General features: G+C 68.7%; 15 protein-coding genes, 2 tRNA genes and 1 pseudogene. 10 read left to right on the top strand and 8 right to left on the bottom strand.

Annotated elements, in window-relative coordinates; genetic code table 11:
• Window positions 1-3 precede the first annotated feature (3 nt).
• Together ACMXN5_RS16310 and ACMXN5_RS16305 are read left to right on the top strand one after the other, a co-directional pair.
• Complete coding sequence (locus ACMXN5_RS16310) at window positions 4-819, top strand: DUF3566 domain-containing protein (protein WP_439675883.1); 816 nt, start codon at window positions 4-6, stop codon at window positions 817-819.
• 50 nt (window positions 820-869) lie between these two features.
• A tRNA-Ile gene (locus tag ACMXN5_RS16305) sits at window positions 870-943 on the top strand.
• 478 nt (window positions 944-1,421) lie between these two features.
• Here the strand turns inward: ACMXN5_RS16305 and ACMXN5_RS16300 are convergent.
• The gene (locus ACMXN5_RS16300; RefSeq protein WP_439675882.1) at window positions 1,422-1,787 is read right to left on the bottom strand and encodes a hypothetical protein; all 366 of its coding nucleotides are present in this window, start codon (window positions 1,785-1,787) and stop codon (window positions 1,422-1,424) included.
• A 14-nt stretch (window positions 1,788-1,801) separates the two neighbouring features.
• Window positions 1,802-3,058 carry a helix-turn-helix transcriptional regulator gene (locus ACMXN5_RS16295; RefSeq protein WP_439675881.1) on the bottom strand — a complete coding sequence of 419 codons (1,257 nt, stop codon included), beginning with the start codon at window positions 3,056-3,058 and terminating at the stop codon, window positions 1,802-1,804.
• A gap of 479 nt (window positions 3,059-3,537) precedes the next feature.
• Here ACMXN5_RS16295 and ACMXN5_RS16290 point away from each other — a divergent pair, with 479 nt between their 5' ends.
• Both ACMXN5_RS16290 and ACMXN5_RS16285 read left to right on the top strand, forming a co-directional pair.
• Entirely contained in the window at window positions 3,538-3,981 is a 444-nt protein-coding gene (locus ACMXN5_RS16290; RefSeq protein WP_439675880.1) for a glycine-rich domain-containing protein, read from the top strand.
• A 97-nt stretch (window positions 3,982-4,078) separates the two neighbouring features.
• On the top strand, window positions 4,079-4,963 hold the full coding sequence (locus ACMXN5_RS16285) for a phosphotransferase family protein (protein ID WP_439675879.1): 885 nt from the start codon (window positions 4,079-4,081) through the stop codon (window positions 4,961-4,963).
• A 1,037-nt stretch (window positions 4,964-6,000) separates the two neighbouring features.
• Here ACMXN5_RS16285 and gcvH read toward each other — a convergent pair.
• The 4 genes and pseudogenes from gcvH to ACMXN5_RS16265 all read right to left on the bottom strand — a co-directional run bounded on the left by gcvH (window position 6,001) and on the right by ACMXN5_RS16265 (window position 9,377).
• Window positions 6,001-6,420: a glycine cleavage system protein GcvH gene (gene gcvH, locus ACMXN5_RS16280; protein WP_439675878.1), complete on the bottom strand. Its 420-nt coding sequence runs from the start codon at window positions 6,418-6,420 to the stop codon at window positions 6,001-6,003.
• Window positions 6,421-6,521: 101 nt separating this feature from the next.
• Window positions 6,522-7,835, bottom strand: a complete 1,314-nt coding sequence (locus ACMXN5_RS16275; protein ID WP_439675877.1) for a hypothetical protein — start codon at window positions 7,833-7,835, stop codon at window positions 6,522-6,524.
• A gap of 74 nt (window positions 7,836-7,909) precedes the next feature.
• Window positions 7,910-8,155, bottom strand: a pseudogene (locus tag ACMXN5_RS16270) (transcriptional regulator); the annotation flags it as partial.
• A 244-nt stretch (window positions 8,156-8,399) separates the two neighbouring features.
• The gene (locus ACMXN5_RS16265; RefSeq protein ID WP_439675876.1) at window positions 8,400-9,377 is read right to left on the bottom strand and encodes a helix-turn-helix transcriptional regulator; all 978 of its coding nucleotides are present in this window, start codon (window positions 9,375-9,377) and stop codon (window positions 8,400-8,402) included.
• 125 nt (window positions 9,378-9,502) lie between these two features.
• Between ACMXN5_RS16265 and ACMXN5_RS16260 the strand changes: the two genes are divergently transcribed.
• The 3 genes from ACMXN5_RS16260 (at window position 9,503) to ACMXN5_RS16250 (ending at window position 10,900) form a co-directional block, all read left to right on the top strand.
• The gene (locus ACMXN5_RS16260) at window positions 9,503-10,315 is read left to right on the top strand and encodes an NAD(P)H-dependent oxidoreductase (RefSeq protein ID WP_439675875.1); all 813 of its coding nucleotides are present in this window, start codon (window positions 9,503-9,505) and stop codon (window positions 10,313-10,315) included.
• Between the two features lie 239 nt (window positions 10,316-10,554).
• Window positions 10,555-10,692 carry a DLW-39 family protein gene (locus ACMXN5_RS16255; RefSeq protein ID WP_170222265.1) on the top strand — a complete coding sequence of 46 codons (138 nt, stop codon included), beginning with the start codon at window positions 10,555-10,557 and terminating at the stop codon, window positions 10,690-10,692.
• Window positions 10,693-10,827: 135 nt separating this feature from the next.
• Window positions 10,828-10,900 (top strand) — tRNA-Ala (locus ACMXN5_RS16250).
• An 80-nt stretch (window positions 10,901-10,980) separates the two neighbouring features.
• Here the strand turns inward: ACMXN5_RS16250 and ACMXN5_RS16245 are convergent.
• On the bottom strand, window positions 10,981-11,589 hold the full coding sequence (locus tag ACMXN5_RS16245; protein ID WP_439678019.1) for a DUF5324 family protein: 609 nt from the start codon (window positions 11,587-11,589) through the stop codon (window positions 10,981-10,983).
• A gap of 201 nt (window positions 11,590-11,790) precedes the next feature.
• Between ACMXN5_RS16245 and ACMXN5_RS16240 the strand changes: the two genes are divergently transcribed.
• On the top strand, window positions 11,791-12,321 hold the full coding sequence (locus ACMXN5_RS16240) for a peptidylprolyl isomerase (RefSeq protein ID WP_395795781.1): 531 nt from the start codon (window positions 11,791-11,793) through the stop codon (window positions 12,319-12,321).
• A gap of 62 nt (window positions 12,322-12,383) precedes the next feature.
• A complete protein-coding gene (locus ACMXN5_RS16235) occupies window positions 12,384-13,265 on the top strand; it encodes a rhomboid family intramembrane serine protease (protein ID WP_439675874.1) in 882 nt (293 codons plus the stop codon).
• 255 nt (window positions 13,266-13,520) lie between these two features.
• On the opposite strand, the gene crgA is transcribed toward ACMXN5_RS16235, so the two are convergent.
• Window positions 13,521-13,772, bottom strand: a complete 252-nt coding sequence (crgA, locus tag ACMXN5_RS16230; protein WP_078976324.1) for a cell division protein CrgA — start codon at window positions 13,770-13,772, stop codon at window positions 13,521-13,523.
• Window positions 13,773-13,902: 130 nt separating this feature from the next.
• On the opposite strand from crgA, the gene ACMXN5_RS16225 reads away from it, so the two are divergent.
• Window positions 13,903-14,652: a DUF881 domain-containing protein gene (locus ACMXN5_RS16225; protein WP_126640326.1), complete on the top strand. Its 750-nt coding sequence runs from the start codon at window positions 13,903-13,905 to the stop codon at window positions 14,650-14,652.
• The last annotated feature ends 32 nt before the right edge of the window (window positions 14,653-14,684 follow it).

Raw genomic sequence — 14,684 nt, 5'->3', positions numbered from 1 at the left:
CGCGTGAGCACAGACCGGAAGTCGGCCGGCGGGAGAGGCGAGCGCGCCGACCGGGGTCGAACCGGCGGGCGCGCTGACAGCACGGGTCGCGGCGAGGCGGTGCCGCCGGACGCGGTGCCGCCGAGGCCGGCCGGTCCACCCCCCGCGCACGGGGCCGGGCCCTCCCGGGACGCGGCGGCGCATCCGCCGCGTCCCGCGGGGCCGACCCCGTTCGCGTCCCCCTTCCCTCCCGCGGCTGCGGCGAGCGAGGGTACGGAGCGGCCGCCGGCCGCGGTCAACGGCAGGCCGGTCGCGGCCCGTCCGACGGCGGGCGGCACGATCACCACGCCGCGCCCGATCCGGGGCGCCGGCGGGGCTCCGTCGGCCGCCCACCAGCCGGGGCAGCCGATGGCGCAGCAGGGGGGCCGGCCCGGTTCGGGCCCGGAGCCGCAACCACGGCCGAGCGCGCGCACGAGGCGGGCCCGACTGCGGGCGGCGCGGGTGGATCCGTGGTCGGTGATGAAGGTCGGTTTCCTGCTGTCCCTGGCACTGGGCGTGGTGCTGATGGTGGCGGTGACCGTGTTGTGGCTGGTGCTGGACGGCCTCGGAGTATTCACCTCGGTCGGCGACACGGTGAAGGAGGCGACCCAGTCGGAGAACAACTCCGGCTTCGACCTCCAACACTTCCTGTCCCTGAAGAACACGCTCTTCTTCAGCGGCATCGTGGCCATCGTCGACGTCATCCTGGTGACCGCACTGGCCACCCTCGGCGCCTTCCTCTACAACCTCACCGCATCCTTCACCGGAGGCATCGAGGTCACCCTGGCGGAGGAGGACTAAGGATTTTGGTGGCGGGCAAGCGGTGCGGTACGCTCTCTGAGCACGCACGCGGGCCTATAGCTCAGACGGTTAGAGCGCTTCCCTGATAAGGAAGAGGCCACAGGTTCAAGTCCTGTTAGGCCCACTCACGTACATGCAGATCAAGGGCCCTTCCCCGTTGTCCGGGGAAGGGCCCTTGGTTAACTTAGGGGTCATATAGGGCTGAAGCCGATCAGGCCGCCCGCCCCTCTCGGTAGCGCGGCGATGACCGGCCACGGATGCGGGAAAACGGGCTGTAAGCCGGGCGCGTTCGTCGTCGAGCGCGAGCAGCGAGGCATCCCAGCGGGCTTCGAGGGCGTTTGTGACATGCGTAGACCCACGCGATCCCCAACATCCCGTGGCCGAGATGAGCGTGCCGAGCTACCTCCGCTACCTGGTCCTCGGTGAGCCAGGCCGAGACCGATCAGACCAGTGTGCGTTCAAGCTTTCTCTACGTGTTCAAGGCGGCCCCGCACGCGGGGCCGCGCGGTACTCAGCCGCCGGCGCGGCCCCCGCCTCCGCCTTCGGCCCAGCGGGAACCGCGCCGGCGGCCAAGAACCGCGAAAGAGGGCGACGGGCTCTGACTAGCTCTGGGAACTTTCGATTGCTTCGAAAATGTCGGAGTCGGTCTCCTGCTGCCAATCCGGCAGATCCGACCAGTCCGCGACGTAGCCGGGCTTCGGGTCTTCGAAGTGCTTGAACATCTGGGCTGTCCAGCAGGTCGCGACGAAGCGTCCTTTCTGTTCGCGCGTCAGCCTGGCCGCGTGGCCGGCACTGACTTCCAGGAACTGACGGACCTGGTCGAAGACGGCGCCCGCGGCTTCCCGTTCCCACTCCGGGGTGTCGTCCCAAGGAGTTACGTATCCCGGCTTCGGTTCGCCCGGGAAGTACTTGTGAACGCTTGAGATCCACGTCTCGCGGAACAGTCGTGCCCCATGGTGCTCCGACATGTCTACCCCTCTCGTCACGCCATGTTCAGTGCGATGATCTCGGCTTGCAGGTCGGCAATGCGACCGTCATGAGCCGGTTGACCGAACTCGCCCAGCAGCCCTTGGAGCCTACGGGCGACGTATCCGGACGAGGACTCACGGGCGAGCTGAAGAGCTTCCCGACCGTAGGTGACCACTTGGTCCGGGTCTCGACGCTTCGCGCCGATTGCGGCAAGGTCCGTCAGTACGGCTGCGCGTCGCCGGAAGGATTGCCCTGGTGCGAGCGCGCCTTGAGCCAAGGCGCCGACCAGGACGTTCTCCGCTCGGTCGAGGTGCCCGAGTTGTACGTAGCGGGCACCGCGTTCCTCTGCGAGCCGGGAGCCATCGAACCGAAGCCAACCGCCGTTGTGGCTGGGGCCGTTGAGTTCGGCTACTTGCTCCGCGTCGTCGAGCGCACGTTCGCAAGCTGCCATTTCGCCGAGACCGGCGTACGCCTCGGCCTGGACGCAGGCAACCCAATGCCGTGTCGAGAGCGAACTGTCCCCGCGGCGTGCTACTTGCTCAGCGCCCGACAGCGTTCGGGCCGCTTGCCGGTAGTGGTGCTGGTACAGCTCGACGTAGGCGTGGCGCACCAGCGCACATGCCCACAGGTCGAAGGACCCCGCTTCCCTGCTGGCGACCGCGGCGAGGGTGTAGGAGGCCGTGGCATCGGCGTAGCGATCTCCGTCGAAGGCGAGTTCACCGGCCAGTTGGAAGAGATCACCCGCAGCCCCACACAGTCCCTGGAGTTCGGCGGTCGACCCACCGTCCATCGAACTGTTCAGCGTGGAGAGCTGATCCCGCACGATCGGGCGCACCGATCCCTTGGTTCGGGCGCGCAGGTACACCTGCCACAGATGATTGTTCATCTGTAGGAAGTCAGTAGTGCGACCCCGCCGGGCTACCTCTGTGAGTGCTTCGGCGTTCTGAACGGGGAGGCCGACGAGGGCACTTGTCACGGCTATCGCGCGCAGGAAGTCGCGTCGAATCATGTCGTCAATGCTCTCCAGGCCGGGGCGGTCGCCTGCCGGCGACCCGGTGGGTCTCTCGGAACCCGCCTGTAAGGGGATCACCAGAGCATCGAGTCCGGCAAGATCCACTTGCAGCAATTTGGCTGCTTTGGGCCGTAGTTGAGGTTGGGGTGCGGTTTCCCCCCGCTCCCAGCGCCCCACCGTTGTGCGGTCGACACCGAGTGCATGTGCGAATGATTCCTGACTGTAGCCCAGGAGTTTGCGGCGATCTGAAAGGCCCACGCGGGCCTCCTTCCCCTGTCTCACCGTGAACTACCAGGTGGCACGGCCTGTGCATCCGATGTGCATCAAGAGTGCCGCTTCGATGCGGTGGAGAAGCCCAACTCCAGACGGTTCGCTGAAGCCATGACGGTTGTTCACAATGCGGGACCGATGGTGCTGCCCGTTGGGCACGAAATGTCGCTCCTCGTCTACCGACTGACGCCTGACGGAAGCCGAAGCGACGTACGTGCCCCTGAGACCTTCACGAGCTACGCCATGCCGCGGGGTGGCACGCCCGAGCCTCCATGCCGATGCCCTCTCGCGAGTTGCCCCCTGCCGCGCGGAACTTGAGCGGCGCTGAAGCGGCCCGCGGTTGAGCAACCTCCTGGCTGCGTCGGCCCAATGACGCGGCTCCTTTGATCGGACCCGCTCGACTCCTGCGGGATGTCGGGCGGATCCCGCGCCACACCAATTCAAGTCTGGCGAAGGGTGGAACGAGCATGACAAGCACGCTGTCACCGAAGGCTGCGACAGGGGTACTCGTCCCTGCCGCGGTTCGCGCAAGGCTTACGGCACGCATCCGAGCGGACCGTCCCGAGATCGACGCCGATCTCGCCGACCGGATTGTCACCGGGACCGCCGAGTTCCTTACGGTCAGCGCGGCCGACCCCAGGGCGCGCATGGTTCCGTCGGCCCTCATCGACGTCGGTTGGCACGCGTGGGTGCTCCACACGGTCGACTACGCCGAGTACTGCGACCGGATCGGCCGGTTCGTTCATCACGTGCCGGACACCGGGTCACGCACCATGGCGCAGGGTCGGGACGACGTTGTCCGCACGGCCGAGGCGATCAAGGCAGCCGGCTTTGAGGTCGATGCCGAACTGTGGGCGGTTGCCGCGGCCGACTGCTCCCAGTGCCACGCGGGATGCCACGACAGCCCGTGACCACACGTAGGTGAGGAGCGCCCCCGGATCGGCATCGTCGCGGGCGGGGGCGCCCCTTCGTTCATCCCGTCCGCCCCGAAGCGAGAGAGCATCGACAATGCCCCGTCGCCATGCCTGGACCGAACTACCCAAGTCGGTCCGGGAGAAGATCCAGCAGTACACCGGCCCCATTCGTTCGATGCACGCCCCGGAGTTCGGCAAGTCGTCGGAGTTCTCGGCGACGCTCGAAACGCGGGATGGTCGGGTGTTCTGCAAGGGGGTCCGTGCCGACCGGCCGTACGCGTGGACGCACCGCAACGAAGCCGCCGTCGCGCCGTTCCTGCCCGTGTCCCTTGCCCCGGCACTGTTGTGGAGTGTGGTGCAGGAGGGGTGGCACATGCTCGGGTTCGAGTACGTGCCCGGACGTTACCCGTCGCTGTCGCCGACGTCCGGCGACTTGGACGTGATCGGCGACCTGGTCGTCACCATGGCCGAAGCGTTGACGCCTTGCCCATCAGCCGCGCTCCACTCGATCGCCGACCGATGGGGCAGCGCTCCCGGGTGGGCCGCCATTTACGCGAAGTCACCCGACGACCTCGATCCCTGGGCGCGCGCGCACATAGGGGTGCTCGCGACGCTCGAACTGGGCGCAGCGTTGGACGGGGACACCCTCGTTCACTCGGACCTGCACCCGGCGAACATGCTCACCCGGGACGACCGGGTGCGCGTGATCGATTGGGCATGGTCGGCGCGAGGTGCCGCATGGATCGATGCCGCGTACGTGGTCGTCCGTCTCATGCACGAGGGCCACACGCCCGAAGCGGCCGAAGCGTGGGCTGTGCACGTGCCCGCGTTCGCCAAGGCGCCCGACCCGGTGATCGACGCGTTCGCCGCGAAGCTGTCCGGCATGTGGGAGTTCATCACCCGATCCCCCCGGGCACGGCCGCACTCCCGGGCACTCGCCGACACCGCCCGTGCATGGGCCCGATACCGACTCGACTGACACCACGACCGGTGAACCGAAGCGCCCGGAGGCCGTCGCCTAACGACCCCCGGGCTGAGCCGATCAGCGATCCCTGAAGAGGAGCTGACAAGCCATGAAAGAGCTTATTGCCCGCCTACTCGCATGGGTGCTCGGACGTCCCGCCCCGATGCCGGCAACCGGCATGCGCCGCAGCGGCCGACCGAATCGCCCCCGCCCCGCAGGACCGAGCAGGCCCAGGCGCACGCGGAAGGCCAGTGCTGCTGTGGCTTGGCGCGACTTCACCCCGCCGACGTCCGGGGATGTAGCTAGCCGTGAGCCGGCTGTGGTCGCGGCCCGAGTCCCTGCGCCCGCCGTGCCGGCTGACCCCGAGTTCGAGCCCGACCATGTGCTCGTACGTCCGTTCGTAAATCGGCTTTGGGACGAGCGAGCCCGGAAACAGGCCGAGGAGGATGCCTACTGGGTACGCCGCGGCGAACAGATGGACCGGGAAGCCGCCGAGAGAGAGCAGCGAGAAGCAGCGGGAGCCGTTGCCCGTGTCGGACGCGGCCGACCCTTCACCATCACGGCCCGAGAGACCGCTCACGTATGACGCTGTCTCAACCCGCACGCAAACACTTCTGCCATCGCTGCTCGGAGATGCGTGATGACGTCGAGGTTGTCCGCCGTGTCGTCACCGCGAGCGGACCCGGGTGGAGCGAGTACGCGTGCCGACGAGGCTTTGATCGGACCGGGGCCGAAGGTACCCGGGAAGCCGAGGTGCCCCCGTCGAGCCGAGCTTGTGAGGCCGACCTTGCCCCCTTATATGTAGGGGCGATTTAGGGGTGAGGAACGGAGCGGAAGGCGCCGGAACCGGTCGCAACCCGGGGCAATGGGCCGTGTGACGCAAGGGTCCTCTACGTCTGCCCAGGTCAGAGAGGCGCCCGAGCATCGCTGATAAGGAAGAGGCCACAGGTTCAAGTCCTGTTAGGCCCACTTACGTACTGCGGATCAAGGGTCCTTCCCCATTCACCGGGGAAGGGCCCTTGATTGGTTCCGGGGCGAAATAGGGGCGCGGGTCAGTCCGATGCTTCTTCTTTGATGTAGTCGGCGTACTGGTCTGCGGTGAGCAGGTCGTCGGTCTGTGCTGATCCCGCCGTGCGGAGGCGGATGGTCCAGCCGTCGCCGTAGGGGTCGTCGTTGACCTGTTCCGGGCTGTCGTTCAGGGTTTCGTTCACCTCGACCACCTCGCCGGTCACGGGTACGTAGACCTCGCTTACGGCCTTCACCGACTCCACGTTGCCGAACGGCTGGCCCGCCTCGAAGCGGTCGCCCACGCCGGGTAGCTCGACGAAGACGACGTCGCCGAGTTGCTTTTGGGCGTGATCCGTCAGGCCGACCCGCACCAGGTCGCCCTCGACCTGGGCCCATTCGTGGTCCTTGCTGTACAGGCGATCGCTCGGGATGTTCGCCATGTCGGCCTCCGGGGTCTTCTTCATCGCTTCGTGGGTGGCGATGGCAAGCCTGCTACACACCCGTCCCGGGCGGAACCGGACACACTCGTACGAGTGACGACGGGCACCGGGAGCACGGCGAGGCTTCAGACCGTGGAGTTCGAGGGCCCTACCGCCGGCATGCCGGCATGGTTGGTGGACTGCCGGGTCTGCCGGCCGAGGTAGGCGGACCAGGCTTCGGGCCCACGGCGCATCTGCACCTCGGGATCGTCGTCCCGGAGTCGGACCAGGTGGCGCCGCGCGGCCGAGAGCGCCCCGCCGGGGCCGGGTACGAGTTCCCGGAGGGCGACGATCGACGGCCCCACTCGGCGCGCGTCGTCCCCGTTGGTGATGCGCAGCCACGCGGCATGGGCGCAGTCGGTGGGGCCGACGACGGTCGCATGGTCGTGGGGCAGGCCCCGCATGCGTCGCCGGGCGACGTCTCGGTACAGCTCGCAGGCATGCAGGTAGCGGCCGGCCATCGCCGACGCCCAGGCGTGGACTTCCCGAGCGGCCCATGAATCGGGGTGATCGAACCCCAGGGTGGTGGCCAAGCGGTGGTCCAGCTCTTGAGCCAGGAGGACGGCGACCGTGTGGTCACCCGCTTCACTCGCCGTGCGAATCCGCGTGAGATCCCCCGTGTACATCGCCGGGTCGGACGGTTGCAGGAGTATCTGTGCGGGCGTCTCGGCGGTCGTGACCTCGGAGGGGGCGAGCGCGGCCGGCGGCGCCCCGGGGTGGACGTTCTCCAGCCGCAACCCGGGCACATCGGGTACGAGTTCCACGGTGTCGACCGCCAGGCCGGCCCGCTCGACCACCGCACGGTGGATGTCGGACGGATGCACCTCGGCAGGCACCCGAGGTATGCCCTGCGGTAGCACGGCGGACAGCGCGCGGGTGAAGGGGCTGGTGCCGTCCGCCGACTTGGCCGGCGGGTTGATCACGCCCCACACCGGGATGCTGTTCGTCAGTGACGCCGGGGTGCCGTCGTGAAGTCGGGCCCAGCTCTGTGCGTCGGTGGCGAAGTCCACGATGACCAGTGTCCGGCTGCGAGGCCGCGAACGAAGCGCGTTCACCAGCCACTCCCACGGCAGCCCGTCATAGCGCACACTGCGCGGCGTGGAGTCCCGCAGCCCGAGATGCGCGGCGCCGGTGCGATCGAACATCAGCAGACCCGAGACGTACACGACCACGGGCCCGGGGATGCGCGCCGCCGCCTTGATGCGGCTCAACACCGCGTGAGGGTTGACCGCATCATCGATCTGGACAACGTCGACACCCGAGGCGCGAGGAGCGAAGCACGCCGGAGGTATCTCGGTCATCGCGCCCAGGTTGGCGCCGGTGCCGCGCAGCTGTCGACGGGACGCACGACCCCGTGCGCTCTCGATCAACAAGAGGTGGCCCCGTACAGCAAGGGTCATCTTCACCCTCCGTTGCTGAGATCAAGAGGAGAGCGAAGCTATCAAGTGCCGTCGCCGTTGGGTAGCGATGTGGATTCGGCCAGGTCGAGTCGGCCCAGCTGTACATACCGGGCACCGCGTTCTTCGGCGAGTCGAGAGCCGTCGAAACGGAGCCAACCGTTGTTGTGGACGGGGCCGTTCAGTTCGGCGACCCTCTCCGCCCGGTCGAGTGCCCGTTCGCAGGCCGCGAAATCCCCGAGCCCCGCGTACGCCTCAGCCTGGACTCAGGCGACCCAATGGCGCGTTGACAGGGAACTGCCCCCCCGGCGTGCAACCCGCTCTGTGCCCAGCCACGCACGGGCACTCGCCGACACCGCCCGCCGGTGGGCGCGGTACCGACTGGGCTGACGCGAGCGCGCTCGGCCTTACCGCCGCTGCGCGCCTTCGGCCGCCGGAGCCGATCTTGTCCTCTTATATATGTGGGCGACTCGGGGCGCAGAAGCGGGCGTAACGCGTCGCAGCTCGATACAACCGGCCTGGCTCAAGCGGTGTTGGGTTCACTCTCGCTGGACGACGGGGCCCGGGTCAGAAGGAGGAGGCTTCGATGGGCTCGGCAAGGTCGGAGGTGGTCGCCCGGTCGACGAGTGCGGCCAGGTGGGACAGCGCGGTTGCCGACGGGGTGTTCGGGCGGGCGCGGAAGACGTGGATTTCCAGGGCGGTGTCGCCGGTCGGGGTGGGGACGCGCAGGGTTTCGTAGTCCAGGTGCATCGAGCCGACCGCCGGGTGGTGCACGCTCTTGTGGCCGGCGCCGCAGACCAGCACCTTGCCGGTGGCCCAGATCCGCCGGAAATCGGCGCTGTGGGTGGAGAGTTCGGTGATCAGCGTGGCCAGCTCCGCGTCGTCGGGGTAGCGCCCGGCCGAGACCCGCAGCTGGCCCACCGCGTCCTCGGCCCGCTCCTCCCACTCGGGGTACACGCGGCGGGAGGAGGGGTCGAGGAAGAGGAACCTGGCGTTGTTGCGGTCGCGGCGGCTCGGGTCGGCCAGGCCGCCGACGAGTTCGGCACCCAAATCGTTCCAGGCCACCGTGTCCAGGCGGTGGTTCGTGGCGAAGGCCGGGAGCCGGGTCAGCGAGTCCAGGATCTGCTGGATCAGCGGGCTGACCCGGGCCGTCGGCGCGGGGACGCGGCGGGTGCCGGCCAGCGTGATCAGGTGCCGGTGCTCGGCGGCGTCGAGGCCGAGCGCCCGGGCGAGTGCGTCGAGCACCTCGGGGGAGGGCTGGGTGGCCCGACCCTGTTCGAGGCGTACGTAGTAGTCGACGCTGATCCCGGCGAGCTGGGCCAACTCCTCGCGGCGCAGGCCGCGGACCCGGCGTCGCCGGCCGCCGACGAGTCCGACGTGCTCCGGTGCGACGCGGCCTCGGCGGGCCCGCAGGAAGCCGCCCAGCGCGCGCCGGGCGTCGCCGACGCCCTCGACCGCGTCGTCGGTGTGCGCGGCGGGCGCGCCCGCCGTCCCGGTGCGCCGCTCGGTGGCGGTCGTACGCTCGCCCTGCTCCACCCCGTTCATGCGGTCAAGTATGCGCGGGCGCCGGGCGGATCGGTCCTGTGTGGTTCTCGCAGTACCAGGAACGGGGTTCCGCCGGTTGAACCGGGTCCTGGCTACCCGTTCGCGCCCGGAGGAGCGTTGGCTCCATGAACCCCACCACACCGCAGTCCGGCCGGCCCACGTCGTCGCTCCGCAAAGTCCTCGTCGTCGCCGCCCATCCCGAGCCGCGCTCGCTCAACGGCGCGCTGACCGAGTTCGCGGTCGAGCGGCTGCGGGCGGCGGGACATCACGTGCGGGTGTCCGACCTGTACGCGATGAAGTGGAAGGCGGCGGTGGACGGCGACGACTTCCCGGAGCACGTCGCGGACCGCCGCCTTCGGGTGATGGCCGAGTCGCAGCGGGCCACGCTGACCAAGCGGCTGGCCCCGGAGATCGCCGCCGAGCAGGAGAAGGTGCTCTGGGCGGACGCGGTCGTCCTGCAGTTTCCGATGTGGTGGTTCTCCGCACCGGCGATTTTGAAGGGCTGGATCGACCGGGTGTTCACCGCCGGATTCGCCTATGGCCCGGAGGTTCCGCCCCCGTACAGCGAGGGCGCGTTGGCCGGGCGGCGGGCATTGTTGTCGGTGACGGCCGGCGCCCGGGAGACCGCGTTCTCCGACCGGGGCATTCACGGGCGGTTGGCGGAACTGCTCTTCCCGCTCCAGCACGGGTTGTTCTGGTTCGCCGGCCTGGCCCCGCTGGAGCCGTTCGCGGTGTTCGGCTCGAACGACGTGTCGCCGGAGCGGTTCGAGGCGGCGAAGGAGGAGTACGGCCGACGGCTCGACGGGCTGTTCACCGACGAGCCGGTGGCCTTCCGCGCGCTCGGCGGCGGCGACTACGACCGTGAGATGCGGCTGCTGCCGGGCGTCGAGGAGCCCGGGACGAGCGGGATCGACATACATGTGCGGTCGGGTGCCTGAGCCCGGGGGCCGGTCGCGTCCGACTCCCCCGTACGCGGGGGCGGTTCGGGGCCGCGAAACGGGCGGCGACCTGCGCGGACCGGCTCCGCCGGGGGCCGACGACCGGCGCTCGGACCACGACTTTCGGTATTGGTCGGCCCCTCGGTCCACCTGTTATTGTCGAGCCCGACCCGACCGCAGCGCCCACGGCACGCGGACAGGTGCACGAACGTCACTCGCAGGACGGAGAGGCCACGCTGATGAAGAAGCTGATCCTGGTGGCTTTGGCCGCTGTAGCCGGCCTGTTGGTCTACCGGCAGATTCAGGCGGATCGGGCCGAGCAGGATCTGTGGACCGAGGCGACGGACGCGGTTCCGGCGGGCACCGGCACTCGCTGAACAGATCGTGCGGGAGACCCCGTAGAGGCTTGACCCACCCTGGGAAGTGTGACGTTTCACGTGAAACGTCACACTTCCCAGGGTGAGGTGTCGTGAAATCGCGGCCCGGTTGCCGCTAATCTGGTTCGGTACCGAGGGGCCTTAGCTCAGCTGGTAGAGCGCTGCCTTTGCAAGGCAGATGTCAGGGGTTCGACTCCCCTAGGCTCCACAAGGATCCACATCCACGACTCGCGATACGAACGAAGGGCCCGGCGCGATGCCGGGCCCTTCGTCGTGTATTCGGGCGGGTCAGTCGGTGTCCCGCTTCGGGGCGGCCGAGCGGAACTCGTCCTCGGTCAGCTTGACCTCGTCGTCGAGGGACGCGGGGGACTGCGGGGTGGTGGCGGAGCCCTGCGGGGCCTCGTCGGGCTCGTCGGTCAGCCACTCGGGCCGGGCATTGCGGCGGCGCCACCACGAGAAGGCCGCGAAGCCGCCACCCGCGACGACCGTGATCAGCAGGATCCGGCGGCGGCGGGCCCGGCGCCGCTTGGCCCGGCCGACCCGGGCGACGTCCTCGGCGCTGATCTCGCCCTTGAGGACGGACAGCGCGGCGCCGGCCCGCAGGAGTGCCTCGTCACGGACGGGTTCGGCGGCGCCCCGCGCCTGGTCGACCGCCTGGTATACGCGCGGAACCACGTCGTTGCGGACCCGGTGGCGGGCCGTCTCCACGACGTGCTCGACGTGTGGTGCGGCCGTGTCCTTGGCGTTCACCAGTGCGGGTACGACCTTCTCGCGGGTGGTCTCGACCGCTCGCTCACGGGCCGCGCCCGCGTAGTGGATCGCCGCCTCCTTGGCGTGCGCGGCGTGTGGGGCAAGCCGGTCCCTGGTCCTGCCGGTCGCCTCGCGGACCGGATCCATACGGGTCACGACATCCTCCTCCTCGCCGGGTTCATCCGCTATCTGTTCCCGACGATCCCGGGATCATGCGCCGCGTATCGACGCGGGATCCGTACGGTGGAACGGTGTCCGCGGTGGTCTCGTGGCAGGAGCCGCCCGCGGCATGCGAGGATTTCGAGGATTCAAGAAGACCGTCCGTGTAACCGTAGGGAAGGCACATCAGTGGCCGAGGAACTTTTCGCCACCATCAAGACCAACCACGGGGACATCCGCATCCGGTTGTTCCCGAACCACGCACCGAAGACGGTCGCGAACTTCGTGGAGCTGTCGCAGGGGCAGCGCGAGTGGGTCCACCCGGCCAAGGGGCAGAAGACCACCGACCGCCTCTACGACGGCACCGTGTTCCACCGTGTCATCTCCGGCTTCATGATCCAGGGCGGTGACCCGCTGGGCACCGGAACCGGCGGCCCGGGCTACCGCTTCGCCGACGAGTTCCACCCGGACCTGGCGTTCTCCAAGCCGTACCTGCTGGCGATGGCCAACGCCGGACCGGGCACCAACGGTTCGCAGTTCTTCATCACCGTGGGTGCCACGCCGCACCTGAACAACAAGCACACCATCTTCGGTGAGGTCGCCGATGCGGAGAGCCGCAAGGTCGTCGACGCGATCGCCGGTACCCAGACCGACATGCGCGACCGTCCGGCCTCCGATGTCGTGATCAACACGGTCGAGGTCGAGACCGTCTCGTCCTGAACCCCGAGCGCACGGGCCGGGGCCTTCGGGTCCCGGCCCGCGGCGCGTGCCTGAAGGTGAGCATGAGCCCCGACGAGCAGCAGCCGAGTGCGACCGGACCGGCCGGTCCGCCCGTGTGTTATCGGCATCCCGATCGGGAGTCGAACATTCGCTGTACGCGCTGCGAGCGGCCCGTCTGCGGCGATTGCATGGTGAGCGCGTCCGTCGGGTTCCAGTGCCCGGACTGTGTCCGGCAGGGCAGTCGCCAGGTACGCGAGGCGCGCACCGTGGCGGGCGGCCGAGTCGCGCCCACCACGGCGACCGCGATCGTGACCAAGACCCTGATCGGGCTCAACCTCGCCGTCTTCGTGCTGGTCCAGGTGGTCGGCAACACGTTCGTGGACCGGTGGATACTGGTCGGCCGCTTCTTCATGGGCGGCGAGTGGCAGGGTGTCGCCGAGGGCCAGTGGTACCGCCTGCTCACCGCGACGTTCCTGCACCAGCAGTTCTGGCACATCGGGTTGAACATGCTCGGCCTGTGGATGCTGGGGCCGCCGCTCGAGGCGGCACTGGGCCGGACCCGGTTCGTCGCCCTCTACCTGGTCGCGGGCCTGGGCGGCAGCGCGCTGTCGTATCTGATCGCCGAACCGAACCAGGGCTCGCTGGGCGCCTCGGGCGCGTTGTTCGGGCTCTTCGGCGCGATGATCGTGCTCGGTCGGCGGATGAACTACGACCTGAAACCGCTGATCATCCTGCTGGCGCTGAACCTGATGATCACGTTCCTGAACATGAGCACGATCGACTGGCGCGCACACCTCGGGGGACTGGTCGCGGGCACCCTCGCCGCGATCGGCGTGGTCTACGCGCCGGCGCGGCAGCGGACCCTGGTCCAGGTGGGCAGCCTGCTCGCGGTGCTGGCGGTCGTCGTGGCGATCGTGCTGATCCGGACCGCGCAGATCGTCTGAGGCACGAGGGCACGAGGGCACGACGGCGCGAGACAACAGGCAACAGGTATGCGACCCGGGTCCGACGCCCAAGCATGGTCACCCTGTGAATCGTACGAATGACCCGGAGTGATGAATCCGGGATGCGAGCCGTTACCCACATCCCGGCCGGTCGTTGGACCGTAACGGGTTATCCACAGGATCCGCCCAGTTATCCCCACTGTGGATAACTCTGTGGAGTCTCCCCGGGAAAACTCGCTGAGCTGCGCGTATGCGCTACTTCCACTGAGTGGACACGCCGAAGCCGGCGGCGATGAAGCCGAAGCCGACGACGATGTTCCAGTTCTTCAGGGACTCGATCGGGAAGCGCATGTCGGTCACGTAGAAGACCACGATCCACAGCAGGCCGATCGCGAAGAGGGCCAGCATGAACGGCGCCACCCAGCGGCGCGAGTCCAGCTTTATGGTCGTCTTCTTGACGGGCGGCGGGGTGAAGTCGTCCTTCTTACGGATCCGGGACTTCGGCACGAGAGTCTCTCCTGTCGATGTAGCCGGACGAGTGGGTGCGCAGCACACGCGACACGATCCGGTGATGTGTCGGTTAGCGTAGTCGCTGTCAGGTCCGGAAGGAGGGTACGGCGACGTGCGTATCTTCGCCATGCGGCCGTCCGGGATGTCCTGGCGTGCGATCGTACCCCGATTGTCCGCACTTGTGGTGTTCGCCCTGGCCGGTCTGCTCTTCTGGATCAGCGCCGACACCTCCCACGGCACCAATCTGCGCAGCGACGCGCAGATGCTCAAACTCTCCGACGTGATCCGGGACCAGGGTCGGCGCAACGAGAGCGCCCAGCAGGACCTGTCCAAGCTGCAGCGGGACGTGGACGGGCTGGTCCAGGAGCAGGCCAACGACCCTCAGGCGCGCGGTCGCATCGACGCCGTCGCGGACCCGGCCGGGGTCACACCCGTCTCCGGCGAGGGCCTGACGGTCACCCTGACCGACGCCCCGCCGGACGCCAAGTCGCGCGTACCCGGCGTGCGCGAGCCCACCGCCGACGACCTCGTGGTGCACCAGCAGGACATCCAGGGCGTGGTGAACGCGCTGTGGAACGGCGGCGCGCGGGCGATCCAGATCATGGACCAGCGGATCGTGGCCACGTCCGCGGTGCGCTGCGTCGGCAACACGCTGATCCTGCACGGCCGGGTGTACTCGCCCCCGTACGTGATCTCGGCGGTCGGCGACATCGGCGCCCTGCGGCGCGCCCTGGATCAGAGCAAGAGCGTGTCCAACTACACCGACTACGTCGAGGCGTTCGGCCTCGGGTGGAAGGTCGAGGACCGCAAGCGCATCGATGCGCCGGGGTATACGGGCCCGCTGGGCCTGGAGTATGCGAAAGTCTCCGGGACGTGATCGGCAGCGGTGAATCGAGGGGAGTCTGACGA

This window comes from Embleya australiensis, from assembly GCF_051903075.1.
In the GTDB taxonomy this organism is placed as follows: domain Bacteria; phylum Actinomycetota; class Actinomycetes; order Streptomycetales; family Streptomycetaceae; genus Embleya.
Note: the sequence above shows the minus strand (reverse complement) of the source record. Positions and strands in the feature narration are given on the sequence as shown.